The 26,179-nt window shown below is 37.8% G+C and carries 28 protein-coding genes and 1 tRNA gene; 4 read left to right on the top strand and 25 right to left on the bottom strand.

Going from position 1 to position 26,179, the window contains the following annotated elements; translation table 11 throughout:
• Positions 1-128: 128 nt before the first annotated feature.
• Entirely contained in the window at positions 129-1,283 is a 1,155-nt protein-coding gene (gene glf, locus GN303_RS03895) for a UDP-galactopyranose mutase (RefSeq protein WP_110438920.1), read from the bottom strand.
• A 160-nt stretch (positions 1,284-1,443) separates the two neighbouring features.
• Between glf and GN303_RS03890 the strand changes: the two genes are divergently transcribed.
• Both GN303_RS03890 and GN303_RS03885 read left to right on the top strand, forming a co-directional pair.
• The gene (locus tag GN303_RS03890) at positions 1,444-3,537 is read left to right on the top strand and encodes a S9 family peptidase (RefSeq protein ID WP_110438919.1); all 2,094 of its coding nucleotides are present in this window, start codon (positions 1,444-1,446) and stop codon (positions 3,535-3,537) included.
• 22 nt (positions 3,538-3,559) lie between these two features.
• A complete protein-coding gene (locus GN303_RS03885) occupies positions 3,560-4,666 on the top strand; it encodes an AI-2E family transporter (protein WP_198184922.1) in 1,107 nt (368 codons plus the stop codon).
• A gap of 6 nt (positions 4,667-4,672) precedes the next feature.
• Here the strand turns inward: GN303_RS03885 and GN303_RS03880 are convergent.
• The 7 genes from GN303_RS03880 to GN303_RS03850 form a co-directional block, all read right to left on the bottom strand.
• Positions 4,673-4,746 (bottom strand) — tRNA-Pro (locus tag GN303_RS03880).
• Between the two features lie 51 nt (positions 4,747-4,797).
• Entirely contained in the window at positions 4,798-5,352 is a 555-nt protein-coding gene (locus GN303_RS03875) for a MerR family transcriptional regulator (RefSeq protein ID WP_110438918.1), read from the bottom strand.
• 11 nt (positions 5,353-5,363) lie between these two features.
• Positions 5,364-5,669, bottom strand: coding sequence for an integration host factor subunit alpha (locus GN303_RS03870; protein ID WP_110438917.1), 306 nt, complete (start codon positions 5,667-5,669; stop codon positions 5,364-5,366).
• Between the two features lie 112 nt (positions 5,670-5,781).
• Positions 5,782-6,747, bottom strand: a complete 966-nt coding sequence (locus GN303_RS03865) for a beta-ketoacyl-ACP synthase III (protein WP_110438916.1) — start codon at positions 6,745-6,747, stop codon at positions 5,782-5,784.
• Positions 6,748-6,782: 35 nt separating this feature from the next.
• On the bottom strand, positions 6,783-7,823 hold the full coding sequence (gene plsX, locus GN303_RS03860) for a phosphate acyltransferase PlsX (protein ID WP_110438915.1): 1,041 nt from the start codon (positions 7,821-7,823) through the stop codon (positions 6,783-6,785).
• 80 nt (positions 7,824-7,903) lie between these two features.
• Entirely contained in the window at positions 7,904-8,107 is a 204-nt protein-coding gene (gene rpmF / locus GN303_RS03855) for a 50S ribosomal protein L32 (RefSeq protein WP_110438914.1), read from the bottom strand.
• Positions 8,108-8,335: 228 nt separating this feature from the next.
• Positions 8,336-8,866, bottom strand: a complete 531-nt coding sequence (locus GN303_RS03850) for a YceD family protein (protein WP_110438913.1) — start codon at positions 8,864-8,866, stop codon at positions 8,336-8,338.
• 105 nt (positions 8,867-8,971) lie between these two features.
• Here GN303_RS03850 and GN303_RS03845 point away from each other — a divergent pair, with 105 nt between their 5' ends.
• Entirely contained in the window at positions 8,972-9,598 is a 627-nt protein-coding gene (locus GN303_RS03845; protein WP_110438912.1) for an outer membrane protein assembly factor BamE, read from the top strand.
• Between the two features lie 2 nt (positions 9,599-9,600).
• On the opposite strand, the gene GN303_RS03840 is transcribed toward GN303_RS03845, so the two are convergent.
• Genes GN303_RS03840 through GN303_RS03830 form a run of 3 tightly spaced genes read right to left on the bottom strand, consistent with a single transcriptional unit; the run spans position 9,601 to position 12,288 of the window.
• A complete protein-coding gene (locus tag GN303_RS03840; RefSeq protein WP_146206664.1) occupies positions 9,601-11,001 on the bottom strand; it encodes an ATP-binding protein in 1,401 nt (466 codons plus the stop codon).
• Positions 11,002-11,030: 29 nt separating this feature from the next.
• Positions 11,031-11,753, bottom strand: a complete 723-nt coding sequence (locus GN303_RS03835; protein ID WP_110438910.1) for a response regulator transcription factor — start codon at positions 11,751-11,753, stop codon at positions 11,031-11,033.
• Positions 11,740-12,288, bottom strand: coding sequence for a MarR family winged helix-turn-helix transcriptional regulator (locus tag GN303_RS03830; protein WP_158523880.1), 549 nt, complete (start codon positions 12,286-12,288; stop codon positions 11,740-11,742). Before GN303_RS03830 ends, GN303_RS03835 begins: the two co-directional genes overlap by 14 nt.
• 164 nt (positions 12,289-12,452) lie before the next feature.
• Between GN303_RS03830 and rpsU the strand changes: the two genes are divergently transcribed.
• On the top strand, positions 12,453-12,656 hold the full coding sequence (gene rpsU, locus GN303_RS03825; RefSeq protein ID WP_084440514.1) for a 30S ribosomal protein S21: 204 nt from the start codon (positions 12,453-12,455) through the stop codon (positions 12,654-12,656).
• A 295-nt stretch (positions 12,657-12,951) separates the two neighbouring features.
• Here the strand turns inward: rpsU and leuB are convergent, their stop codons facing one another.
• The 14 genes from leuB to GN303_RS03755 form a co-directional block, all read right to left on the bottom strand.
• Positions 12,952-14,061, bottom strand: coding sequence for a 3-isopropylmalate dehydrogenase (gene leuB, locus GN303_RS03820; RefSeq protein WP_110439015.1), 1,110 nt, complete (start codon positions 14,059-14,061; stop codon positions 12,952-12,954).
• Positions 14,062-14,377: 316 nt separating this feature from the next.
• Positions 14,378-15,013: a 3-isopropylmalate dehydratase small subunit gene (gene leuD, locus GN303_RS03815; protein ID WP_110438908.1), complete on the bottom strand. Its 636-nt coding sequence runs from the start codon at positions 15,011-15,013 to the stop codon at positions 14,378-14,380.
• Positions 15,013-16,416 (bottom strand): 3-isopropylmalate dehydratase large subunit, encoded by a 1,404-nt coding sequence (gene leuC / locus GN303_RS03810; protein WP_110438907.1) that lies wholly within the window; start codon positions 16,414-16,416, stop codon positions 15,013-15,015. Before leuC ends, leuD begins: the two co-directional genes overlap by 1 nt.
• A gap of 127 nt (positions 16,417-16,543) precedes the next feature.
• Entirely contained in the window at positions 16,544-16,930 is a 387-nt protein-coding gene (rplS, locus tag GN303_RS03805; protein ID WP_110438906.1) for a 50S ribosomal protein L19, read from the bottom strand.
• Positions 16,931-16,957: 27 nt separating this feature from the next.
• Positions 16,958-17,671, bottom strand: a complete 714-nt coding sequence (trmD, locus tag GN303_RS03800) for a tRNA (guanosine(37)-N1)-methyltransferase TrmD (protein WP_110438905.1) — start codon at positions 17,669-17,671, stop codon at positions 16,958-16,960.
• Complete coding sequence (gene rimM, locus GN303_RS03795; RefSeq protein WP_146206663.1) at positions 17,655-18,212, bottom strand: ribosome maturation factor RimM; 558 nt, start codon at positions 18,210-18,212, stop codon at positions 17,655-17,657. Before rimM ends, trmD begins: the two co-directional genes overlap by 17 nt.
• Before the next feature lie 31 nt (positions 18,213-18,243).
• Positions 18,244-18,603 carry a 30S ribosomal protein S16 gene (gene rpsP / locus GN303_RS03790; RefSeq protein ID WP_110438903.1) on the bottom strand — a complete coding sequence of 120 codons (360 nt, stop codon included), beginning with the start codon at positions 18,601-18,603 and terminating at the stop codon, positions 18,244-18,246.
• Between the two features lie 40 nt (positions 18,604-18,643).
• Positions 18,644-20,032 (bottom strand): signal recognition particle protein, encoded by a 1,389-nt coding sequence (gene ffh, locus GN303_RS03785; RefSeq protein ID WP_110438902.1) that lies wholly within the window; start codon positions 20,030-20,032, stop codon positions 18,644-18,646.
• A 197-nt stretch (positions 20,033-20,229) separates the two neighbouring features.
• Entirely contained in the window at positions 20,230-20,781 is a 552-nt protein-coding gene (locus GN303_RS03780) for a Spy/CpxP family protein refolding chaperone (RefSeq protein WP_110438901.1), read from the bottom strand.
• Positions 20,782-20,926: 145 nt separating this feature from the next.
• Positions 20,927-22,309: a ribosome biogenesis GTPase Der gene (der, locus tag GN303_RS03775; RefSeq protein ID WP_231504068.1), complete on the bottom strand. Its 1,383-nt coding sequence runs from the start codon at positions 22,307-22,309 to the stop codon at positions 20,927-20,929.
• A gap of 12 nt (positions 22,310-22,321) precedes the next feature.
• Entirely contained in the window at positions 22,322-23,698 is a 1,377-nt protein-coding gene (locus GN303_RS03770) for an outer membrane protein assembly factor BamB family protein (RefSeq protein ID WP_110438899.1), read from the bottom strand.
• 2 nt (positions 23,699-23,700) lie between these two features.
• Complete coding sequence (locus GN303_RS03765) at positions 23,701-24,384, bottom strand: DUF2659 family protein (RefSeq protein ID WP_110438898.1); 684 nt, start codon at positions 24,382-24,384, stop codon at positions 23,701-23,703.
• A gap of 50 nt (positions 24,385-24,434) precedes the next feature.
• The gene (locus GN303_RS03760; RefSeq protein ID WP_110438897.1) at positions 24,435-24,812 is read right to left on the bottom strand and encodes a hypothetical protein; all 378 of its coding nucleotides are present in this window, start codon (positions 24,810-24,812) and stop codon (positions 24,435-24,437) included.
• 42 nt (positions 24,813-24,854) lie between these two features.
• Complete coding sequence (locus tag GN303_RS03755; protein WP_110438896.1) at positions 24,855-26,174, bottom strand: dihydroorotase; 1,320 nt, start codon at positions 26,172-26,174, stop codon at positions 24,855-24,857.
• Positions 26,175-26,179: the final 5 nt, after the last annotated feature.

Below are 26,179 nucleotides of genomic sequence, written 5' to 3'. Positions count from 1 at the left end.
TAAACTATTGCCATTTACTATAAATATTTTTGATTAGAATAATTTATAATCGCTAAAATTAAAGCAAGTCGATTTAACATTGAAATAGCGATTATTTTTTAGATAGATTTAGGCAATATGAATATGAATTACTTCATACTGACTGTAAATACTGGCATTTTTTCATTATTTTCAATGGATTTCAAAAATAATCTTGCTGTTTTTATTGCTTCTGCAATGGTTACATCCATATCAAGATAACGATAGGTTCCCAGTCGTCCAACAAATGTAATATCAGGTTCCTTTTCGGCCAATTCTATATATTGATCCAACTGATTCATTTCACCTACAAGACGTATTGGATAGTAAGGCAAATCTTTTTCTGTACATAAACGGCTATACTCTCTATAACAAACCGAGCCTTCATGACTTTCCCAAGGAGCAAAATATTTATGCTCTGTTATACGGGTATATGGAACGCTTTCCTCTCCATAATTCATTACAGCAGTTCCCTGAAAATCACCCTGATATATGAATCTTTCGAAATCCAGGGTGCGGTATGCTAAACGACCATATTGATGATGAAAATAACCATCCAATGGACCACTATAAAATACATGTTTATAATTTTTTGCTTTTTCCTTATCAAAAACTGTATTCAAAGAAATTTTAATTCCAGGATGATCAAGAATATTATCGACCAAATCTGTATAGCCCCTTTTTGGCATTCCCTGAAATTTGTGACTGAAATAATTATCGTCATAATTGAAACGAACAGGTAAACGCTTTAAGATAGATGCTGGCAATTCAGAGGGATGCAGTCCCCATTGCTTAAGGGTATAACCCTTGAAAAAAGCCTCATATAATTCCTTACCAACAAATTTCAAAGCCTGTTCTTCAAATGTCTCAGGCTCTTTAATTGACTCATCACCTTTTTCGGCAATAAGTTCTTTTGCTTGATCAGGAGATAATGCTTTCTGGAAAAATTGGTTAATCGTGTGCAGATTAATCGGTAATGAAAAAACCTGTCCCTTAACTGTGGTCTTCACACGATTGACATAGGGCATCATTTCTGAATATTTATTTACAAAATTCCATACGTCTTCATTATCTGTATGAAATATATGGGGACCGTAAATATGTACCATGACTCCTGTATCTTTGTCCCGTTCGGAGTATGAGTTTCCAGCAGTATGGGATCGTTCATCAATAATATGCACATTCCAGTCATTTTCTGCAAGAATACGGCCAATCACAGCACCGGAAAAACCGGCACCAACGATTAAAACTCTTTTTTCTGACATTCATACCACCTTCAAAACAATTTATCAAAATATACAGAATTTACATTATCAATCTGAAATTATCAATTTTCTAATAATTAATTATTTCATTAATCCAGATAAAATATGATAGTCTTATCTCTTATGCAAATTATTTAAAAATGGGGAAATGTTCTAGCTTATGTCATCAATTCTTCCGCCAAAAGCACCTAAAAAAGAGAAAATCATAAAACAACTGGGATTTACAAGAACTGATCCTTATGCCTGGTTAAAAGATGATAATTGGCAGGAAGTCTTGTCCAATCCTTCAAAACTAAAAAAAGAGATAAAACAATATCTTGAACAGGAAAATAATTATGCTAATAAAATAATGCAGCAGACTAAACCGTTGCAAAACAAGCTTTTTCTTTCCTTGAAATCAAAATTGGCTGATAAAGAAAGCAGCCCTGAACTACCTGACGGTAGCTGGATATATTATTCACGATTTGAAGAGGGAAAAGAGCATAAGAGTTTTTATCGAAAATCAATTCATGATTTTGGAGAACAATTGCTTATTGATCCAAATATTCAGGCAAGTACTATTGACTATTATAAAATAGGCTCGGTTTCACACAGCCCTAACCATAAATACTTTGCCTATATTGAAGATACCCAAGGCTCAGAAATTTGGCATTTAAAAATTAAAAATCTGGAAACAGGAGATGTATTACCACAATCTATTTCACCCTGTTCTGGATCTTACTGTTTTTCACCATGCAGTCAGTATATATTTTGGGTCTATCGCGATGATCAAGGCAGACCTACCGCAATTTACAGACATCATATAGCCACTTCTCAAGATACTCTAGTTTATAAAGAGAAAAATTCAGGCTTTTTTATTAATATTGAGCGTAGTCTTTCCAACCAATGGATTTATATAACAGCCAATAATCATGATACCAGCGAGGTCTGGATCATATCGGGACAACACCCCACACATGCAGCAATATGTTTTAAAAAAAGACGAACAGGTGTTTTTTACAAAATAACAGATTGGAACAATCATTTTATAATCTATACAAATGAAGATAATGCATACAATTTTAAACTCATGCGATTGCCCATACCGAATAATTTGATACAGGATAAAATAGAAAGAAAAAATTGGCAAAATTGGATTAATCATAATCCTGATATTTACCTAATGGAATTCAAGGCGTTTAAAAATTATTTTATAAGATTGGAACGTCATGAGGTTAATACAAAAATAATCATCACCAATACAAACGATGAAAATGAAATTATCTCAGGTGATGAAGATGCATACTTTCTTTCCCTGGATGAAACGCTTGAATATGATACAGAATGGTTACGATATAGTTATCAGTCTCCTACAACTCCACGTTGCTGGAATCGTTTTCATATTCCAACTGGTAAAAAAGAAATCATTAAACAGCAGAAAATTCCTTGCGGTTATAATTCAAGCCTTTACAAATCAAAAAGGATATGGGCTATTGCAAACGACGGTGAAAAAATTCCCATGACCTTGACCTATCGTAAAGATATTGAATTAAACGGTAAAAACCCAACTCTTCTTTATGGTTACGGATCATACGGATATGCCATTGACCCTGTTTTTTCCATAACAGCACTGAATTATATTGAACAAGGGTGGATTTATGCCATAGCCCATATTCGTGGCGGATCAGAAAAAGGTTGGAATTGGTTTATGGAGGGGCGTCGCTTCAACAAAATAAACACTTTTACCGATTTTATTTGCTGTGCCGATTATCTTGTTGAACAAAATTATACACAGCCAAAAAAAATCGTTGCTGACGGAAGATCAGCAGGCGGTATGGTAATGGGATATATAGCCAATGAACGCCCTGATCTTTTTGCGGCAATCATTGCCGTTGTTCCTTTTGTAGACATATTAAACACAATGTCAGACATTACTTTACCACTCACACCTCCAGAATGGCCAGAATGGGGCAATCCTCTCAAAGATTCAAAAGCATATCAATATATAGCCAGTTATTCACCTTATGATAATATAAAAGAACAAGACTATCCTGCCATACTTGCAATGGGAGGCCTGACTGATCCCCGTGTTACCTATTGGGAACCATCAAAATGGATTGCAAAACTAAGAGATCACAATATATCATCCAATCCCTTGCTTTTGAAAATAAATATGGATTCAGGGCACGGGGGAGCTGCAGGTCGATATACAGCCTTAAAAGAGGCCGCCTTCATTCAGGCCTTCGCCATTTCCATTATCAAAAAAGAATTATAACGGATATTGGGGAATAATTAACGTGTCCCAAGATGATCATATAATCAATAGAAAAATTTCGCGCCAATTGTCACTGGCAGAGCAAATCCATAATCAAACTATTGCTCACAGTTGTTTAAGTATCGTATTGATATTATTTGGTCTATATACCATTAAAGCCTTTTTGTTTTCCCTGATTTGGGGAATTATCTTTGCCATAGCATGCTGGCCATTTTACAAAACTGTCAAGCAAAAATGGCCCTATGAACGATTTAATTTTATACTACCCTTTATTTTTTCCTGTTTTATTACCCTGGTTTTTCTTCTTCCCTTGGGTTTTATAGCACTTGAAGCGACAAAAGATTTGCAAACAGGCATAAGTTGGGTCATAAAAATTAGTCGTGAGGGTTTACCACCACCCGAGTGGCTTAATAAAATCCCAGTTATAAACAATAATATCATTCACTGGTGGAAAGAAAACCTTGAAGATCCATCTTCTGCCTCGACACTAATTTCCAATTTGCATCTAAGTCATGGAGTATATGTTACACAAAAAATAGGATCACAAATCCTTCATAGAGGTTTACTGTTTTTCTTTTCAATTTTAACCTTATTTTTTATTTTTAAAGATGGAGAATCAATTATTCATCAATGCAAATCAGGTTCGAGACGATTGTTTGGCAAACAAGGAGAAACAATTGCTCAACAAATGATCTCATCAGTTCATGGAACAGTTTCGGGACTAGTTCTGGTCGGGCTAGGACAGGGTATCATTCTCGGAACCCTATACTATTTTCTGCATATACCGCATGCGGCATTGTTGGGCATATTGACAGCCTTGGCTGCAATGATCCCCTTTTGCCCCCTGATTGCCATTGGTATAGTTGCGTTTATCGCTTTTTTTCAAGTTTCCTATTTGATCGCTTTAACTATACTGATTGTTGGCTGCATCATTATTTTTATTGCAGATCATTTTATCAGACCAGCTTTGATTGGTGGCTCAACAAAATTACCATTTATATGGGTATTAATCGGTATCTTGGGAGGGCTGGAATCTTGGGGTATGATTGGTTTATTTATCGGTCCAGCGATAATGGCCGCCATAATTATGTTATGGAACAATTGGACAGCTGAAAAAAGAAAATATTAACGAATATCGGGCAGGCGGGATTCGAACCCACGACCCCCAGTCCCCCAGACTGATGCGCTACCAGACTGCGCTACTGCCCGTCAAATCTATACAGCCATATAGCAGTCAATTTTATTTGGATCAATATAAAATTAAGCCTCAGCTATTATTTTTCTTAATTCTTGCAATTCAACCAAAACATTTTTTAATGAATCAATCAGCATTGATTTTTCATTTTTCAATTTTTCCAATTCCTTACGTAAATCTTGCTGATTATTTTCATCTGTATTTGTCAGATCATCATTTGGGGATTGAGATTCATTTGTTATCGATATATCAGATTCCGATTTAAAATTTAATTGTTTATTATCCGAAACTTTATTATTCAATAATTCTTCTTGTAAAAGACGCTGAACACCTTTTATTGTATATCCTTGGATATATAAAAGTTCAGATATATACTTTAGAAGCGTTATATCTTCAACACGGTAATAACGACGACCACCACTTCGTTTTATTGGTTGTACCTGAGGGAAACGCGTTTCCCAAAAACGTAGAACATGTTGGGGTACATGAATTTCATCAGCCACTTCACTAATAGTACGAAAAGCTCCAGGTTCCTTTTTGGTAACTCCATTATTGTCTGAATCAGGATTTACTTTTTCATTCGGTTGACTAATAATCTGAACAGAGTTACCTTGGGTCATTATTTATCCTTTCAAGAAGATTTTTTAATCATACCCTCATTAACATTTTTTTTCAATTTCTGACTGGAACGAAAACTCAAAACATATCTGGGTTCAATTTCAACCTCGACACCTGTTTTAGGATTACGTCCAATTCTGTTTCCTTTTCTTCGGACAGAAAAAGTACCAAATCCACTGATTTTAACCGAATCACCCTTTTCCAGGGTTGCAACGATTTTTTCCAAAACCGTTTCTAGCAATTGAGCTGATTCACTACGGGACAAGCCAATATGACTATAAAGTTTTTCAATTAATCCTGCACGAGTTAAAGTTTGCATAGTCTAAAATAATTACAATCCGTTACTGAAATGACAAGTCTAACACCATTCATTCAATAGTGTTACCAAATAAATTCTGTATTATTTTTAAATTAATTTTTTAAAAATATATTTACAATCTTACCAATGCAGACCCCCAACTTAAACCGCCTCCTATTGCTTCAATTACGATTAAATCACCTTTTTTCATACGATTATCTCTCACTGCTTCATTCAAGGCCAACGGTATGGATGCCGCAGACGTATTGGCATGCCGATCAACAGTTACAATCACCCTTTCAGGGGGTAATTTGATTTTTGCACCCATACGTGAAATAATCCGTAAATTTGCTTGATGTGGAACCAACCAATCAATATCACGATATATTAGATTGTGATCATTTAGCGCTTCTTCAATAACCTCGGATAGTTTTGTTATTGCATGACGAAAAACTTCCTGTCCTTTCATACGTAAAAAGCATTGATCTTGAAATTTTGCTGGTGTGCCTTCCACATATAATAAATCCGCATATTGACCATCCGTATGAAGATAACATCCAAGAATTCCCCTCTCGGTCTCCGTGTTAACAGCACTTAAAACAACAGCACCCGCACCATCACCAAATAAAACGCAGGTCCTTCTATCCTTCCAATCCAGAATACGAGAATAAACCTCACTACCTATCAGCAGTACATTTTTTGCCTGTCCACAACGGATAAAATTGTCTGCAACTGATAATCCGAATACAAATCCAGCACAGGCAGATGAAACATCAAATCCAAAAGCCTTTTTTATTCCAAGCGCTTTTTGAATTTCAACCGCAGTGCTTGGAAATATTTTGTCAGGTGTACAAGTCGCGACAACAATTGCATCAATATCCTGCGCACTCATCCCTGCATAGTCAATTGCCTGCCTTGCTGCCTCAACAGCCATCGAAACACACGTCTCACCTTCCGAGACAATATGACGTTCGCAAATACCTGTACGTTCACGAATCCACTCATCAGAAGTATCTACCATCAATGTCAAATCATCATTTGTTAAGATACGCTTAGGTAAATATCCACCAAATCCAACAAGTTGTGAACGATAAATCATTCCTATAGAAACCCTTTAATTTAATATAACCGCTATTACTGTGGATTTACCTGTGATAAACCCGTAAGGATTTCTTCATAAAATCCGTGCCTAATCATATCCATCGCAACATCCACGGCATATGCAAAACCTTCTTCATCCGTACCTCCATGAGATTTCACAACAACCCCGTTTAGACCTACGAAAATTGCCCCATTATAACGTTTGGGATCCAGCCACTCGCGCATACGTTCCAATCCGGGTCGAACAAACAGATAACCCAACCTTCCCCGCAAGCCAGAACTGTAAACTTGTTTTAAAAGGTGAAAAACGAGTTTGAGGGCACCCTCACCTGTTTTTAAGGCAATATTTCCAGTGAATCCATCTGTAACAACAACATCTGTTGTACCTGCCGTTATATCATGTCCCTCTACAAACCCATAAAATTGTCCGGACAAAGGACTATTCCGCAACACTTCGGCTGCATTTCTAAGACGATCATCACCCTTCAATTCTTCTGAACCAACATTTAAAAGTCCAATCGTGGGTTTAGGTAAACCAAGCACAGCTTTTGCAAAAGCGTTACCCATTATGGCAAAATCAACCAGGTTTCGACTGTCACAGGAAACATTCGCCCCCAGATCTAACATTACAATATCACCTTTAGCTGTTGGAGTAATCGCAGCCATTGCCGGGCGTGCAATACCAGGCATCGTTTTAACGATAACCTGTGCCAGTGCTAACATTGCACCACTGTTTCCGGCAGAAACAACCCCTTTGGCTTGTTGCGATGCAACACTTTGCATGGCAAGACGCATCGATGAATTTCGTAGTTTCAAAGCGGAAGTAGGTTTCATTTCCATTGGAACAGCCACGTCTGTATGCTGAACATCGCATATTTTGGCTGCCTTGGAATATGTTTTTATTAACGGAGACAATTTTTCTTTATCTCCGATTAACAGTATTTTTGCTTCTGGATGTCTAACGGCTGTAATCTCAAGACCCTTAATAACAATTTCAGGGGCATGATCTCCCCCCATTGCATCAATCGCAAGATCATATTGAGGCTTCGTTTGAATATCTGATTCTGCAGTCATAAATACAGTTACAATTTATAAAAACCATTAAACTTAACACCAAAATGTTGTTATTGGTATTTATAATACGCTTTCCAGTCTTATTGATATACTGCGGTCTTCAAAGCATCTCCGGCAGCGACGACTTCACGACCATCATAATAGCCACAGTGGCTACACACATGATGTGGACGTTTCAGTTCACCACAATTTGCACATTCACCATAAGCCTCAGTGCGTAAAGCATGATGACTACGACGCATTCCACGACGTGATGGTGACGTTTTCTTCTTTGGAACAGCCATGGGATCCCTCCTATCCTAATTTATTTAATAATTTAACCAATATAACCAATTTCATTCGACATGATTCAACATTCAAATTGAAGCAACCTGTCTAACAGAATATCAGCTTTTAAGCAAGCTTGAAAAAGCATGTCAAGATTTACCTAACACTTTTGAAAAACAATATACTTTAATTGATTAAAATAACAAGAATATTAATATACAAATATATTATGAAAAAACAATTTTTTAACCTTTTTTCAATTTTTCCAAAATTTTAAATGGACTGTCCTTTTTACGTTTTATCCCTTGTATTTCCAAATCTTTCTCTTTAATTATCAGTTTTTTTTCAACATTAGGCTTATGAGGATAAGGATCCAGTAATAATGCCAGTTGCTGTGCAGTCACCTCTCCAATGTCAATATAGTCATTATCATAAGGAATGATATCTGGATCATCCAGCTCCTCCAGTTCACTTGAAACTTGAGACAAAGGTATAAAAATCAACTCAAATCCATCTTCGATATCAACCGGAAAATCCTCTAGGGAAACAACACAATTTTGTATTATGCTGCTTTTTAGTATTCCCTGCGCCCTTATATGACCACCATGAAAATAAGCCAATTTATAAAAACATGACAAAGAAAGAATTTCAGGAATTGAAAACCGCTCAGCCAAAGCCTTTCTTTCTGATTTATCCGCTTCAATGGTAATCCTGAATTCTTTTTTTTGTATTTGATTGATAAATATTTTTTTTGAAAACTCGCAACAGCTATTCATTTTTTTCTTTCTAATGTTTTTTTTTGTTGCAGTTTAATTTAAACTACAATACCTCTTTAATTATAAGATTAATTTTTCGTTTAACTTGAGGATCATGTATTCATTATGCCTTCCAGCTTCAACAAAAAACCTCTTGTATCCCTTCTTAAAAATAAATCCTGTCCTCAATTTAAGCAAAAAACAAGCAAGAATATTATTTTAGGTTCCTTAATCTCTTGCAGCCTATTATTTTCCGCCTGCTCAGTTCTCTCCCCCCCTCCAATGCCAAGAGGAACAATAATTGAAAAAAATGACCTTTCTGCATTAAAAGTTGGCAGTACCAGTAAATCAGATGTTATCGACATTTTGGGATCTCCTACAACCTACGCGACATTTAATAATAATAACTGGATTTACATATCGATGATGACTCATCTTGTCCCGCTTTCCTATCCAGGAATAAAAAAACAAAAAGTGCTCTCCTTATATTTTAATGAAAGTGGGACATTAACAAAAATTCAAGAATTGGGTAAAAGAGACGCTAAAAATGTCAGCATGGTATCAGAGGTAACTCCAACTCCTGGAACAAAAACTAATTTTTTCCAGCAATTATTAGGAAATATTGGCAAATACTCTCCACTAAGTGCAATGGGACTTGGAAGTACCTTTGGACCGAACAGTAATGGTGGTCCTTTCTCAAGCAATCCACTTACAACGGGTGGACCTGGCAGCTCAGGAAATACATTGCCATAAAACTATCTGGGTATAAATATCATTACTCTCAGCCCTCCCAATGGGCTGGTTTCTAATTTTATATCACCACCATGTCCCTGAATTATATTTTTCGCAATAGACAGTCCCAATCCGGTTCCTTTTTGTCTATTACCTGTCTCAAATGGCGTGAATACACTTTCTCTTCTTTCGATTTCTATTCCTGGACCGTCATCATCGATGATGAATTGTATTCCTTTTCCTTTCATATGAACCCTTAGTTTTACATCACCCCCATATCTTTTAGCATTATCTAAAATATTGGAAAAAACTCGACGTATACTATGAGGTCTAATAATCAAATCTGGCAGGTCATGATCAATTTCAACTGACAAAAATCGTGTATCAGCCCGAGATGCTGCTGCAACACAATCTTTAATTAACTGAGAAACATCTGTTGAAACCGGTTCTTCCGTTCCTTCACCCCTTGCAAAGGAAAGATAAGCAGAAATCATTTGTTCCATTTCCTCAATGTCGGTAATCATTTCCAAAATATCCTGAACCTGTTCCTCAGCATTAAACATTCCTTTTTGAGGGAGCATGGCTAAACTAAGCCTTAATCGGGTCAAAGGCGTTCTCAAATCATGGGAAACGCTTGCCAATATAACAGTACGTTGTTTAACATATCTTAAAATTCTTTCACGCATGACATTAAAGGCAATTGCTGCATTTCTTAATTCTCTTGAACCATCAGGATGTAAATTACCTGGATCAATCCCTTTACCAAATTTTTCAACAGATCTGGATAATCTTCGAATGGCCCTGAACTGTATCCACGCAAAAACAGAAGTCATTATAAACAAAACCAACGCACTTCCCACAATCCAGAAAATAAAAAGCCAAACACTACCAGCCGTTAATTTTTTTTTAGGTATTAGGATGTCCACTACACTTTTTTTTAATTCTATGGATATCTTGACCTGATCTTTTACACTGAACCAGTCAACAACAAACCGTTCATCAAGTCGATCCGACAGGGTTTGATTGAGAAGCTCATCAACAGGCCCGATAATATTCGATTTTTTCCTTGAGTTCCCAAGAAATATTTGACCTTTGCGCCAGGTAATCGAGTATTGAAAATATTTTTGTGCATCCTCAATAATCTGATTATATTTTACTCTCGAATTAGTTTGATTAAACTGATTTACGATGAACTCAACCTCACTGCCAACAGTATCTGTCAAACGACGAGAAACAGTACTAAGATAATTACCATAAAACAATTCCAGTGAAATTGTTTGCGTAACAATCAATGGAATTAAAATCATCAAAAGTGAACGACTAAATAAGGAACGCGGCAGAATTCGTCGTACAGTGCGATCAACGATAAATTTACGATTTATAAAATAATTTGGAATTTTTAAATTCGTATATGAATTTTTCACAATTATATTTTCTGTTATTAATGAATTTTTCAATATCCAGGTTTTAAAACATACCCTTTACCCCTTACGGTATGTAAAAATTGCGGTTGTCGAGGGTCCGTCTCAATACGTCTTCGTAACCTTGTTACTTGAACATCAACAGCACGCTCACCAATTTCCTCCATTCCAATTTTTTGAACGATTTCCTCACGAGATAAAATTTCATTAGGTTGCGCCGCCAATACCCTTAACAAAGCTATCTCCCCCCCTGTTAAATGAATAATACCATTTTTATCGCATAACAAATTTCGAACAGGGTCAAACTCCATATTTCCAAGACGAATTAAACGTATATTTTCCGCTGCAATGGGTTGCGTCAATCGGCGAAACTGAATTTTCAGCCGAAGCAACAACTCTTTGGGTTCGAAAGGTTTTCCCAAATAATCATCTGCACCAGCTTCTAATCCAGCTATGCGATCTTCCGGTTCTCCCCTGGCTGTCAAAAGGATGATCGGCATATCCTTGCCTTCCTCGCGAAGGGAATGTGTCAATTGCAAACCATCCTCACCTGGCATAGTAACATCCAGTACCAATGCATCAGGTTGCAAAAACTTTAACATTTGACGTGCCTCATATGCCGATTCCGCTCCACTGATCCGGAAACCATTTTCACTTAAATAACGCTGTAACAACCGGCGTAAACGCGGATCATCATCGATAACTAAAATATGTAAAATATCTTTTTCGTTTGGTGATTTGTTATTTTCCGACATTATTTTTATCTTTGATTTTACGAATGGTAAGATTTTCTAGCATTTTTTTGGATTTTTTACTGATCATACCATATAATATACGCTGGAATCCTTCTATATATGTATTATTGGAAACCTCTCTAAAAGCGCGAACAAATTGTTTGCGTTGAAGACTAAAAAGTTCCTCCTCTAGTTTTTTTCCTTTTTTTGTCAAGAATAACACTTTTTTCCTGCGATCTGTGGGAGTTTGCTGAAAATAGACAAAATCTTGTTCAAGCGTTTCTCTTAATACGCGATTCAAACTTTGTTTTGTAATTCCAAGCATTGAACATAGCTCACCTACCGAAATCCCAGGATAATGACAGATAAATTGCATCAATCGAAAATGAGCCAACCCAATTCTATATTCATCTAATATTGGTTCAACAATAGACATGGCTTCATGATGGATAAAAAAAAATATATCTTGCATAAATCGAATTTTATCTTCATGCAGAAATAATAACTCTTCACCAGCTTTGTATAAAGGTAAATCAAAATTTATAGAATGAGACAAATAAAAAACTTTATATAAGTTGAAAACCGTGAGACAATAATAATCTATTTTCTTTTTAAATAAAATAGAGTATGTTTGCGGTAAACTTATAACAATTATAAACATTGATATACACTATATACCTTTCTACTTAACTTTAAACTTTAACAGGAGATGATGGCCAAGTGCAGGTTTTGGTTAGAGACAATAATGTTGATCAAGCTTTGAAAGCTTTAAAAAAGAAAATGCAACGCGAGGGAATTTTCCGTGAAATGAAACTTCGTCGCCATTATGAAAAACCCTCTGAGCGACGTGCCCGTGAGGCTGCAGAAGCTGTAAGACGTGCACGTAAAATGGAACGTAAACGTTTGGAACGTGAAGGTTTTTAATCCACAAAAGTTTTATTCTTATAAAAGAAATTAAATAATATTTCTTTTATAAGATATATTCTAAAGTAAATTTACATTTTACAATATAAGTTTTTATCACCAAAAATCCATTAATCTAAATTGAGCAAATAATATTAGATAAGAATTAAATTTACCCAAAATATTATATTGATAATGTTGATTACCAGCATTTGCTATGCTAAACATAACCTTACATATCGTTGTAATTGATCTTATTCATCTAATGAATAATAATTTTTCAAAAGTTATGTTAAAAACTTTATATTCAATATTTTTAATTTTTTCCATTTAAATGATCAAGAATAAGTTTTCCCATCTCTTGCGTGTTAACCTCTTTTTTTCCCATACTCATAATATCCGGTGTACGATAATTTTGGTTTAATACAAATTTACATGCATTTACGATTTTCCGTGAATTTTGTTGTTCATTAAATGAATATTTCAACATCATTGCCAAAGAAAGAATTTGTGCCAAGGGGTTGGCTTTTCCTTGTCCAGCTATGTCTGGAGCACTGCCATGAATTGGTTCATACAATGCTGGAATAACCCCATTTGACTGTTTCTCCCCTAGTGTAGCTGAAGGCAACATACCCAAACTTCCCGTCAGCATGGCAGCCAAATCTGACAGAATATCCCCAAAAAGATTGCTGGTCAGAATAACATCAAATTGTGAGGGTTGACGGACCAATTGCATTGCACAATTATCTGCTAACATATGAGATAAATTGACATCTGGATACTCTTTTTGGTGAATCTCTGTCACCACTTCCTTCCATAAAAGACCGCTTTCCATCACATTACATTTATCAACAGAACAAACATGATTTTGGCGTTGACGAGCCAACTCAAAAGCTACACGGGCAATTCTTTCGATTTCTTTACTTGTATAAACTTCTGTATTGATTCCCTTACGAGTTCCGTCAGGTAATGTTTCAATTCCTCTAGGAGAACCAAAATAAACGCCTCCTGTGCTTTCGCGAACAATCATTAAATCCAAACCCTTAATGATCTCAGGTTTAACTGAACTGGCCTCAATCAGAGAATCAAAAACAATCGCTGAACGTAAATTGGCAAATAAGCCAAGTTCTTTACGTAAACCAATAATCCCTAATTCAGGTCGATTATTAAAATCAATATTATTCCACTTCGGTCCACCAACAGCTCCAAAAAGAACCGCATCAGCTTTTTTTGCTTTTTCAATAACCTCTTGAGTTAATGGTATTCCATTTTGATCTATGGATGCACCTCCAACCACTTCATATTCAAGCTTGAAAGATAATGTCGAGTTTTTATCTACCCACTCAAGTACTTTTACAGCCTGTTCCATGATTTCTGGACCAATCCCGTCCCCTGGCAAAACCAAAATTTTTTTTTCTTTTGTCATAAAAATTCTCGCAATAATAAAAATAATTAAAAATATTGTTTTTTTTAACTTTATTAGTTTTAACAAAGAAAATGTAATTATCTATTACATAACCTAATTAAAAAAGCTTTAATTTTGAAAAAATAATTTTTGACCTGATTTATACATTGGTTTTTATTGTTAAGAATGAGTTTGCAAAAAAATTGTATAATTAATTTTAGACAAATATTTTTTCTTATAAAATAATTCAATCTAAAGACTAATGCCTAGTTTTGTGATTAATTAAATATAAAAAATGGCTCAGTAAAATAAATGAACCATTTATGAATAGAATTAATTATATATTATGTTCATCAATTATTATCTCAGGAAACCAGGGTTGCTTTTCCTTTCTGTTTTTTTCAAAATTTCTAATTGATTCAACATGTTGCATGGTTTGACCAATATCATCCAAACCTTCCAAAAGCAATTGACGGCGTAATGGGTCAATTTCAAATTTAATTTTTTCACCATCAGGTCGTATAATTTCTTGATGTACCAAATCAACCGTTATACGAGCATTTGCTCCCATTTTGGTATCCTCAACCAATTGTTCACAAATTTCCCTGGACACCTTTATCGGCAATATTCCGTTTTTAAATGCATTATTAAAAAAAATATCCGCAAAGGAAGGTGCAATTACACATCGTATTCCAAAATCAAGCAAAGCCCAAGGCGCGTGTTCCCTAGACGAACCACAACCAAAATTTTCATAACTGATTAAAATTTTCGCCTGACGATACGGGTCACGATTAAGTATAAAATCATTTCGTTCATTTCCATTATCATCATAACGCCAAGAATAGAAAGCGAATTTACCCAAACCACTTCTTTTGGTCGTTTTAAGAAAACGAGCCGGTATTATTTTATCAGTATCAATATTTTCTTCGGGTAATGGAGCTGCAATTGCTGTCAAAATGTCAAATTTTTCCATCACATCATATCCCTTACATCCGTTAATTCACCTTTGATTGCAGCAGCGGCAGCCATGGCTGGAGATACTAAATGTGTTCTACTGCCAGGACCTTGACGACCTTCAAAATTACGATTGGAAGTGGAGGCACACCTTTGTCCTGGTTCCAAACGATCTGGATTCATTGCCAAACACATGGAACAACCAGCTTCACGCCATTCAAAACCTGCCTCTTTGAATATTTTATCCAATCCTTCGGATTCAGCTTGTTTCTTAATTAATCCAGACCCGGGTACAGCCAGTCCCCAGACATGATCTGCAATTTTATGCCCTTTAAGAATATATGCCGCAGCCCGAAAATCTTCTATACGACTATTTGTACAAGAGCCTATAAAAACAGCATCAATTTTTGTACCGGCAATCGGTTGACCAACTTTCAGATCCATATAGTTCAGCATACGTTTTTTTCTTTTACGTTGAGATTCATCCTTCAATTTTTCTGGATCTGGCACTTTATCTTTAATAGATATCACATCTTCTGGACTTGTTCCCCATGTTACCATAGGATCAAGATTGTTGACGTCTATATCTACAACTTTATCATAATGCGCCCCATCATCAGAAACCAAACTTTTCCAGTAAGCTACAGCGTCATCAAAATTTTTCCCTTTTGGTGCAAATGGACGCCCCTTAATATATTCAAAAGTAACTTCATCAGGTGCTATGATCCCGGCTCTGGCACCAGCTTCAATAGCCATGTTGCACAAGGTCATCCGCCCCGCCATATCAAGATTTCTTACCGCTGAACCAGTAAATTCTATTACATGTTCTGTTCCACCAGCTGTACCAATTCTTCCTATAACAGCAAGAATAATATCTTTCGCACTTACACCTGGTTTTAATTTACCTTCAATATTAATCTTAAAATTTTTGGCTGGTTTTTGTAGCAAAGTTTGGGTTGCCATCACATGTTCAACTTCTGAAGTTCCGATACCAAAAGCAAGCGAACCAAATGCACCATGGGTAGAAGTATGACTGTCACCACAAACAATAGTCATACCTGGTAATGTTATCCCTTCCTCGGGTCCAACAACATGGACGATCCCCTGACGGGCAGATTTTAATGGAATGAATGGGACATCAAATTCCCTAACATTTTTCTCTAAAACTTCTATCTGATGACGACTTTCTCCTTCCTCCATCGGTTTATCCCGATCTGTTGTGGGAACATTGTGATCAATAACTGCCATCATCGCTTCCGGACTGTGAATTTTACGTCCAGCCAACCGTAACCCTTCAAATGCCTGCGGGCTAGTAACCTCATGAATTAAGTGACGGTCAATATAAAGGAGTGCCGTACCATTTGGAAGTTGTTTTACCACGTGACTATCCCACAACTTATCAAACAAAGTACGAGCTTTCATTTTTTTATCCTTTTAAAATTTTATATTCAATAAGTTTATATATCCAAAATATCAAGAAACTAAAATAATTTATTCTGATAATTTTTATAAATTATCAGAATATAAAATAAAAAATCAGTTCAACCTGTTAAACAGATTCTGTTTTTTTATTAACATCGCGATTACGTTCTGCAATACGGGCTGACTTACCGCTACGACCACGCAAATAATATAGTTTTGCGCGACGGACATGACCATGACGGACAACCGTAATCGCAGAAATTGTTGGAGAATAAAGAGGAAATACACGTTCCACTCCTTCACCATTTGAAATTTTACGAACGGTAAAATTACTATTTAGTCCCTTATTTGAACGTGCAATTACGACACCCTCATAAGCCTGAACACGTTTACGTTCCCCTTCAACAACACGAACATCAACTCGTACTGTATCCCCAGGGAAAAATTCAGGAATGGCACGATCTGCTGTTAAACGAGCAATTTCGTCAACCTCATATTTTTGAATAATATCCATCATCTTTTCCTTTAACAATATATAAATTCAGTCATTATTTTTAAGGTTACTGTTACGCTGGTAACTGTCCCACAAATCTGGTCTGCGCATTCTGGTCACCATTTCAGCCTGTTCTTGACGCCATGCAGCAATTGCCCCATGATGTCCTGAAAGTAAAATCTCGGGCACGTCATATCCCTGCCACTTGGCAGGTTTCGTATAATGCGGATATTCCAAAAGACCTTCAGAAAAACTTTCTTCTTCCCCACTGGTATCAGATCCCATAACACCAGGTAACAGACGTATGCAGGCATCCATTAAAACAAGTGCGGCAGGCTCACCACCAGAAAGAATGTAATCTCCAATAGAAATCTCCTCTATTGAATATTTTTGAAATATCCGATCATCAATCCCTTCATAGCGACCACAAATACAATATAAACCACTCCCTGATACAAACCGCAGAATATCTTTTTGTTGCAATACACGTCCTCGCGGCGAAAAATAAACAACTGGACGATCATCCTGCGGTAAAGTAGCCTGTAAGGCAGCATCAAGTATATCCACTCGAATAACCATTCCTGCCCCACCACCAAACGGCGTATCATCAACAGCCTTATGTTTGCCATGACCAAACTGACGCAAATCATGCGTTTTCAAAGTCCATTTTTCCTCTTTTAATGCTTTGCCCGCCAGGGAAAATTCCAAAAAGCCGGGAAACATCTCAGGAAATAAAGTCAACAATTCAATCTGCCAACACATTTCCCTTATTACCTTCATTAGGTGAAACCTCAATAAAATGAGGTAAACAGATTTTTACCCATCCCGCTTCAAGATCAATTACCGGTACACATTGCTTTGTAAAAGGAACAATAATGATTTCTTTGGAATCCAGTTTGATTTCAAGACTGGTACCCGCACCATAATCATGGACATGATCAATGATACCAAACGCTTCCTTTTGCTGATTAATTTTCTGAACACGAGCCTGCAAACCAATTAAATCTACCAAATAGAATTCCTCTTCTTCCAAATCTGAAAAAGAATCTCTTGTTACGTATAACTTACGGTTTGTCAGATGTTCGGCATTTGTTCTGGAATCAACAGGATTTTTATTTCCATCATAAAGGATGGCAATTGGTTCATTTTTCCAGATTAAAGACCAGCGCTCCCCATGATTATCAATCAGTTCCTTGTAATTTTGTAGATTTGTTGCCTTTTCCAGATACGAATAAACCCTTACCAGCCCGTTAACGCCATGGGGTTTCCCGATCGTTGCAACATGAACCAACTGTCTTTTCATCAAAGGGGCAACCTTATTCAATAATCAACAATTAAGCCTCAGCTTCAGCTTCTTCTTTTTTCTTAGCTGCGGCTTCAGCACGTTCCTGGGCCTTTTTCTTCGGCGCAGACTTCTGAGGCTGTTCGTTATAGACAAATTTTTCCGCCAAACCAGCATTTGCCAAAAAACGTGCAACACGATCGGTTGCCTGTGCCCCTTTTGTCAACCAATAACTAATCCGTTCATTAAACAAACGAACTCTTTCAGCATGATCGGAAGGAAGCATGGGGTTATAAGAACCCACTTTTTCAATAAAACGTCCATCCCGAGGTGAACGGCTATCAGCAATAACTATGTGATAGTATGGACGTTTTTTTGACCCTGAACGGGATAAACGGATTTTAAGGCTCATTGATTCTTTTTCTCCAGATTCTAGCCATTAATGAAAGAAACTAACGCATCATCCCACCACCAGGTGGAGGCGTCATTCCTTTAGGTAAAAGAGCAGATAACCCCTGTCGCATTAAACCTTTAACGCCCAGCTTGTTAAACCGCTTCATCATGGAAGCCATCTGATCATATTGTTTTAACAACCGATTGACTTCCTGAACTGTTGTCCCCGATCCTGCCGCAATCCTTTTTTTACGAGATGCCTTAATAATATCAGGCTTTTTGCGTTCGGCCTTAGTCATTGATGAAATAATGGCCTGATGACGTTTAAGAATCGAGGTGTCTATCTCTTTATTACCAAGTTTTTCTTTAACTTTTCCCATACCTGGGATCATGTCCATAATGTTGGAAATTGATCCCATTTTATTTATCTGTGAAATTTGAGTCGAATAATCATTCAAATCAAATTTTCCCTTGAGCATCTTCTTGGCAAGACGTTCATTTTCCTCTATATCGAGAGTTTCAGAAGCTTTTTCAACCAGCCCCGCTATATCTCCCAATCCCAGAATACGGCTGGCGACACGTTCGGGATAGAATTCCTGTAATGCATCAACCTTTTCACCCATACCAACCAGCTTGATTGGGGCGCCAGTAATTGCCCGCATTGATAATGCGGCACCACCTCGTGCATCCCCATCCATACGGGTCATAACAACACCCGTAATCCCAACTTTCTCATTAAAATGCTTGGCTGTGTTAACCGCATCTTGCCCTGTCATAGCATCAACGACAAGAAGGGTTTCAACAGGCTGAACCGCATCTCTGATATTTTGAACCTCCTGCATCAAAACATCATCAATCGCCAAACGTCCAGCTGTATCCAGGATAACAATATCATATCCCTCTAAACGGCCGATCTCTATGGCCCGTTTGGCAATTTGCAATGGATTTTGTCCCTCGATAATTGGTAATGCAGTTACGCGTATCTGATTGGCCAATTGCTGCAATTGCAATTGAGCGGCAGGACGATAGGTATCCAAACTGGCAAGCAATATTTTCTTGCGTTCACGACGATTTAGGAAATATGCAATCTTTGCCGAAGTCGTGGTTTTACCAGATCCTTGCAAACCCACCATCAAATAAGGAATAGGTGGCGCAGCATTCAATGCAAGAGGTACAGCACCTGATCCACCCAATGCATCAATCAATGCATCATTTACAATTTTGGCAATTGCCTGACCAGGTGAAATATTGTGCAAGACTTCCTGACCAACAGATTTTTCCTGAACCTTTTTAACAAATTCCTTGACGACAGGCAAAGCAACGTCGGCATCAAGCATTGCCAAACGGATCTCACGCATGGCCTCATTAACGTCTTCCTGAGACAATGCCCCCCGTTTCGAAAGTCCGTCAAATACGCCAGAAAGTTTACCAGATAAACGGTTAAACACGTTTTTTCCTTACATTTACACAATAAATAGCGCGTTACTGCACGAGCCTTCGTGAGGTAACGTTTCTTAATCTAAAAAATAGAATTAACCTGATTTTTAATTGGTTGTCAATTGAATAATCGTTTAATAAGAAGCATGTTGTTCAATTCTATTTGTCACCATGCTTCTTATAAAAAGCTTCAGCTAATTATTGATTATTATTGAGCTTGGTTAGGAGCAACCATTGGTGCTGCGGTTCCATTTGTTGCTGTTTGACGCATCTGTCCACGCAATAACTGCATTTGACCATGAATATCCTTCATCTTGATAATACGCGCTTTTAACTGAACCAACTGGTCTGGCGTCAAAATGTTACGAAGGGCAAGTAATGTCTTGGTATGATTTTCAGCAGTTTCTCTGTGAAGTTTTTCCAATTTATCCACAAATGGATCAAGATTTCCTTTTGTTACTTTACCAGGTGCCAATAAAGCATTTGCCATATCTCTATGTACAGCCTCAACTTGCTGACGAGTGGTTTCTTCCTTTAATCGAGCACTATCGACGATTACCTTGGCTTTTGCCTGTTGTTCGGCGCTAAGATTAAGATTTTCGAACATGTATCCCAATGGACCAACCGCAGGCCCAAATATGCCACCGGGAGGTGGAGGTGGAGGTGCCATTCCAACAGGTTGGGCCATTGCGGATACCATACTGCCAAGGCTTAGACCGCCGGCAACAACCAGAGAAGTTAACATTTTCTTATTAAACATAAAAAGCCATCCTTTCTTTATTGAAAAGCAATAAAAGGTTTGGACTCTTTTATCACTTAGTTCAATTTTATCAAAGTTTTAGGCAAAAGTATGAAGATTTTTTATATTTATTACAAAATAATTTTAAAAATGTGTTTTTTGAGTTTCATTGTTTTTCATGAATATATGGATTCTTGCTATCTCTGAATTGCAAACGGATTGGCGTTCCAGGCATATCGAAAATTTCACGCAAACCGTTCATCAAATATCTCTGATAATCCAGGGGAAGTTTTGAAGTTCTAGTTCCAAATAATATGAAGGTTGGTGGTCGGGCCTTGGTTTGCGTGATGTAACGTAATTTTAATCTGCGTCCATCAATCATGGGAGGGGCATGCCTCAAAATAGCCTCTTCAAACCAACGGTTCAATTCCCCTGTCGGAATACGTTTGTTCCAAATATCATAGGCTTTTCGAACCGCAGGTATTAATTTATGAACCCCTCGACCTGTAAGAGCTGAAAAAGCAATGATAGGAATGCCATGCATTTGTGAAAGCGACATCTCAATTCTATCTCTTATAGTCTGGCGGGTAGCCACCCTATCCTTTAAAATATCCCACTTATTAAGCGCAATAACGCAACAACGTCCTTCTCTTTCAATTAGACGGGCAATTTGTAAATCCTGTTCATGAATACCCAATTCAGCATCAATAACCAATACAACCACTTCGGCCATTTTAAGGGCTTCAATACTGGCAGAGACAGACATTTTTTCAAGTGTTTCATCAATTCTGGCTTTTCTCCTCAATCCGGCGGTATCAACCAATTCAATTTCCCCTTTTTCATCATGAAAGGATACTGAAATTGAATCCCGCGTTAATCCAGCTTCCGGCCCGGTAATTACACGCTGCTCCCCTATCAATTGATTGATCAAAGTTGATTTGCCGGCATTGGGACGTCCCACAATTGCCAATCTCAATGGTTTATCTTCAGAGTTTTCCAATGATATATTTAATGCCGAATTATCCTGGAACTGTTCAATTGGAAGCTCCACCTCAATCCGGTCTACAAGATCCATGATACCTTCACCATGCTCTGCAGAAACAGGAATGGGTTCCCCAAAACCAAATTTATACATTTCCAAGGCGGCTACATTTCCGGAATGACCTTCGGCCTTATTCACAACCAAAAGAATTTTACGCCCCTGTTTTCTCAACCATTGAGCAAAATGTTCATCAACAGGTGTTATACCCATTCTGGCATCAACACAAAAAAGAATCACATCTGCCATATCAACCGCCCGTTCGGAGGATATACGCATACGACCATGAACAGTTTCGGGATCATCCTCTTCCCATCCAGCCGTATCAATTAAGGTAACGGAGCGATCGTTTAGAAGAATGTCAACTGATTTCCGATCTCGTGTCACCCCCGGCTGATCGCTTACAATTGCAAAGCGTCTTCCCGCCAGCCGATTGAATAATGTCGATTTACCGACATTAGGACGACCCGCGATCACAATAACAGGCAATTTGTGTTTAGCCAATGTCACGTATTTTATTTCCTAACCAAAAGCAGTTAATTTACCATCTTGCCCCAGAATCAGCAAACGCTCATTTACAACCACCGGAGCTAGAGCGGGAGTTATACCTGTTTTAACAATATTGGTTATTTTACCTGATGCCGGACTGAAGGTTACCAGTCCAATATCGTTAAAATCACTGATACAGATAATTTGTCCGCCTGCCAATACAGGACCATACCAAGCGATGGGATCTTTATATTTTTCCATATTCTTGAAACGTCTCAGTTGAGTGACCCAACGAACCCGACCCGTTACACGGTCAAGACAAGCCAGTTGCTGATCAAGGGAAAGAACAAATAACCAATCGCCAATAACAACCATTGAATTTTGACCTGAAACTTCACGTTCCCAAATACGTCGACCAGACCTTAAATCCAGTGCCACCAAGATTGAACCGATACTTATAGCATATACCGTACCATCAGCAATTACAGGAAGCGCACTGATTGCCGCAAAATCCACAAAAGCATTACGGCCATTTCGACCCAGCGTATCAGTCCAAATCTGCTCCCCGGTATTTGCCCGCAACGCAATCAAATCTCCTGATCCAAAGCCTGCGACAAGAATGCCTTCTGAATAGGCTGGTGCTGGTTGACCAAATAATTTTGTTTGAACACTGCCTGTACTATAGGACCATAACTGATTTCCCGTTTTTGTATCCAAACAAAATAACCGTCCATCAATGGTGCCAAAAAACAATAACTGGTTTACGATTGTTGGTGCGGAACGACCAGGTGTACCAACATCCACACGCCATACAACCTTTCCCGTTTTCCGATCCACCCTCAAAGTTTCGGCCACGCCATCCACAATATATAAAGCATCCTCGGTTAATCCAATACCACCTCCCAAATTACTTGATCTTGACTTTTTCTTTTTGGGATTTAGCCGCCATAGCAACTTACGTGATTGCCAATCAAACGCAGTTACCTTACCAACAGCATCCATTGTGAAAAAATGATTGCCATCTATAACCGGAGTTGTATTGATGATGCCCTGGCCTTTTGATCCCAGCGCAATATAGGATAAAGGGCTTGGTTCGGAATTTCCTGATCCGATACTGCAACTCCACATTCTACGCACGCCACCCACCGCACTGTGAATTGAGGCATGATCAGCCGTTCTTCCCTCAAGCATCCATTTCTCGTCGATAACTGGTGATGGAATAGTGATTGGAGTTTTGTCACTATGATCGACCATCAGTCCGGCACCAGTACTAAAAACGTCTATTCGTTTACCAATAATAACAGGTTTATTATCCTTATGCCCGCAAGCTGCCAAAGCCATTCCAGTTGCGGTTGTCGCAAGAATCGATCGACGTGAAAATTTCTTTTTTATAGGTAGAATATCTTGCATCGTTAAACCCTTTTATTCGCTGCAATAACCTGCAACATCACATTTGCCCTTTTCCGTAGTTCTGGACTGGCATTCATATCCGTAGATAAACGTCCAAAAACCTGTTTCGCCTCTATAACTTTACCAGTTTTAAGATCCAAAATCGCCTCACACTCTCGTGCCAAAGCATACCAGGGAGTCTTGTGATCCAACAATTCTCTGATACGATTATGTAATTCACCTGGATCTACATTATCAAGATGGCTTTCAATCCACAATAAATTAGCCAGATTACGAAAATCAGGCGATGCAGTTTTATCAAATCTTAAAGCTTCCCAAATTGCGGATGCCTCTTTAAGCTTTCCCTGATCCAATAGTAATGATGCTTGTTTTAATTGTGCCAATGCCCGTATAGATTGGGGAGAATGATTGGATATATGGTTAAATTCACCAATGATCTGGTCAACCATCTTATCATCTTTGGATTTAGGAGATAACTGTATTGTTTTTTGCATGACCTGCATATAAGAATTTGATGCATTTACAATTTTCTTATGCTTTTGCCAATGATTAAATTGTAAAAGACCAAATACGGCCAGAACAGCAATAATAACAACTATTGCCAATTTAGCATAACGTCTCATGAAATAATGCAGTTTTTCTGTCCGTAATTCTTCATCTATTTCTTTAAACAGGTCTTCTGACACTTACAGTTTCTCCTTTGTGCGTTTATTATGACTTGAATTTGGCAGTTTTTTTATTTTCCACCTGTTGCATTTTTTAATTTTTTACTTCCATCGACAATCGTGGCACGCATTTTAGTAAGATTGGCAGTAATTCTAGCATTCATTTCAGCGCTAACTTTTTGGATCGATTCCATTTCATTTTTTGCTTTTTGGCTAATGGCAACCTGTTTTGCATGCGCCTGTTTTGAAATACATGCATAATACACATGAACAGCCTTATTATAATTATTAAACTGCTCAACACTGGCATTGTATTTGGTAACATTGCTTACGTTTATCACTGGTGACTTGGGTTCATTGCCACAGGATGCAGTCCAATCCTGTGCAAAAGCAGCCACGCCGGATATTGGAGAAAATCCAATCATAGCGGTCAAAATGAATTTTTTCATCGGATATTTCCTTTCGATGATAAAGTTAGATATGATGCAGACTCATGGTAGAAAATCTACCAAATCTCCGTCAGGTTTCCCACAAATTTCATTATCCTGCATCACGATTTTACCTTTTACGATTGTTGCAACAGGCCATCCTGTCACTTCCATTTGATCATAAGGTGTCCAACCTGCAGGTGAAACGATCCAGTCATTGGTGATACGACGATTTGTTTTCATATCAACCAGGGTGAAATCCGCATCATAACCGACCTGAATTCGTCCTTTTGTAGGCATGCCATATATTCTTGCCGGATTAGATGCCATTAAATCGACCAAACGACCAAGCGATAATCGTCCCTCATTTACATGATTCAACATAAGTGGCACGAGAGTCTGTACACCCAGCATTCCTGATGGACAGCATAGCCATGGTTTTGCCTTGGCTTCTGGATCATGGGGCGCATGATCCGAGGAAACGATATCAACCACACCATTCTCAATCCCTCTCCAGCACGCATCATAGTGTCTTTTATCACGGATAGGAGGATTCATCACCGCCAAACCTCCTAACCGTTCATAACATTCCGGTGCGATTTGGGTTAGATGATTTCCTAGCACTTCAACGGTTGCGATATCTTTATAATCAACCAACCATTCAAGTTCTTCCTGTGTCGTTGTATGCAAGATATGCGCGGGTCGACCTGTTTTACGAGCTAATTTTATGATACGTCGTGTTCCAAGAAATGCACATTCCTCATCACGCCACAAACGATGATTTTCGTAAGGCATACCCTCACAGAATAACTTTTTCCTAGTCTGTAAACGATATTCATCCTCGGCATGATAACATACTCGACGATGACCATACCGCATGATATTTTCAAGACTTTGATCATCTTCCACCATTAAGGAACCGGTTGAAGAGCCGGCGTAAACCTTGATACCACACACCCCTCTCATCGTTTCGAGCTTGGATAGGTTTTGCGTATTTTCCCTTGTGGCACCAACGTAAAATCCAAAATTAACCCAGCTTGTCTCCCTTGCCCTTTCTTGTTTCCATATGATCATTTCCTTTTCCGCTGTGGGAGGATTTGTATTGGGCATATCAAAAACAGTGGTCAATCCACCCATCGCTGCCGCTCTTGTCCCGGTTTCAATTGTTTCAATCATGGCATTTCCCGGTTCGCGAAAATGCACATGACAATCCATCAAACCTGGAAGAACATAAAGACCCTTCGCATCAATAATTTTTTCAGCATCATCACTTGATTGAACAGATAGGGATTGAATACGCCCTTTGATTACACCAATACCAGTTTCATATTGTCCCCATGGTAAAACACAATTACCATTTTTAATTATCAGATCGTAATGCACAAGCA

It is taken from the genome of Commensalibacter melissae (assembly GCF_009734185.1).
GTDB lineage: Bacteria > Pseudomonadota > Alphaproteobacteria > Acetobacterales > Acetobacteraceae > Commensalibacter > Commensalibacter melissae.
This window is presented reverse-complemented; position numbering and strand designations above follow the sequence as displayed.

Coding starts and splice junctions, on each gene's coding strand:
- glf (WP_110438920.1), bottom strand. CDS start 1,283: ATGTCAGAAAAAAGAGTTTTAATCGTTGGTGCCGGTTTTTCCGGTGCT.
- GN303_RS03890 (WP_110438919.1), top strand. CDS start 1,444: ATGTCATCAATTCTTCCGCCAAAAGCACCTAAAAAAGAGAAAATCATA.
- GN303_RS03875 (WP_110438918.1), bottom strand. CDS start 5,352: ATGACCCAAGGTAACTCTGTTCAGATTATTAGTCAACCGAATGAAAAA.
- GN303_RS03870 (WP_110438917.1), bottom strand. CDS start 5,669: ATGCAAACTTTAACTCGTGCAGGATTAATTGAAAAACTTTATAGTCAT.
- GN303_RS03865 (WP_110438916.1), bottom strand. CDS start 6,747: ATGATTTATCGTTCACAACTTGTTGGATTTGGTGGATATTTACCTAAG.
- plsX (WP_110438915.1), bottom strand. CDS start 7,823: ATGACTGCAGAATCAGATATTCAAACGAAGCCTCAATATGATCTTGCG.
- rpmF (WP_110438914.1), bottom strand. CDS start 8,107: ATGGCTGTTCCAAAGAAGAAAACGTCACCATCACGTCGTGGAATGCGT.
- GN303_RS03850 (WP_110438913.1), bottom strand. CDS start 8,866: ATGAATAGCTGTTGCGAGTTTTCAAAAAAAATATTTATCAATCAAATA.
- GN303_RS03845 (WP_110438912.1), top strand. CDS start 8,972: ATGCCTTCCAGCTTCAACAAAAAACCTCTTGTATCCCTTCTTAAAAAT.
- GN303_RS03835 (WP_110438910.1), bottom strand. CDS start 11,753: ATGTCGGAAAATAACAAATCACCAAACGAAAAAGATATTTTACATATT.
- leuB (WP_110439015.1), bottom strand. CDS start 14,061: ATGACAAAAGAAAAAAAAATTTTGGTTTTGCCAGGGGACGGGATTGGT.
- leuD (WP_110438908.1), bottom strand. CDS start 15,013: ATGGAAAAATTTGACATTTTGACAGCAATTGCAGCTCCATTACCCGAA.
- leuC (WP_110438907.1), bottom strand. CDS start 16,416: ATGAAAGCTCGTACTTTGTTTGATAAGTTGTGGGATAGTCACGTGGTA.
- rplS (WP_110438906.1), bottom strand. CDS start 16,930: ATGGATATTATTCAAAAATATGAGGTTGACGAAATTGCTCGTTTAACA.
- trmD (WP_110438905.1), bottom strand. CDS start 17,671: ATGTGTTGGCAGATTGAATTGTTGACTTTATTTCCTGAGATGTTTCCC.
- rimM (WP_146206663.1), bottom strand. CDS start 18,212: ATGAAAAGACAGTTGGTTCATGTTGCAACGATCGGGAAACCCCATGGC.
- rpsP (WP_110438903.1), bottom strand. CDS start 18,603: ATGAGCCTTAAAATCCGTTTATCCCGTTCAGGGTCAAAAAAACGTCCA.
- GN303_RS03780 (WP_110438901.1), bottom strand. CDS start 20,781: ATGTTTAATAAGAAAATGTTAACTTCTCTGGTTGTTGCCGGCGGTCTA.
- GN303_RS03770 (WP_110438899.1), bottom strand. CDS start 23,698: ATGCAAGATATTCTACCTATAAAAAAGAAATTTTCACGTCGATCGATT.
- GN303_RS03760 (WP_110438897.1), bottom strand. CDS start 24,812: ATGAAAAAATTCATTTTGACCGCTATGATTGGATTTTCTCCAATATCC.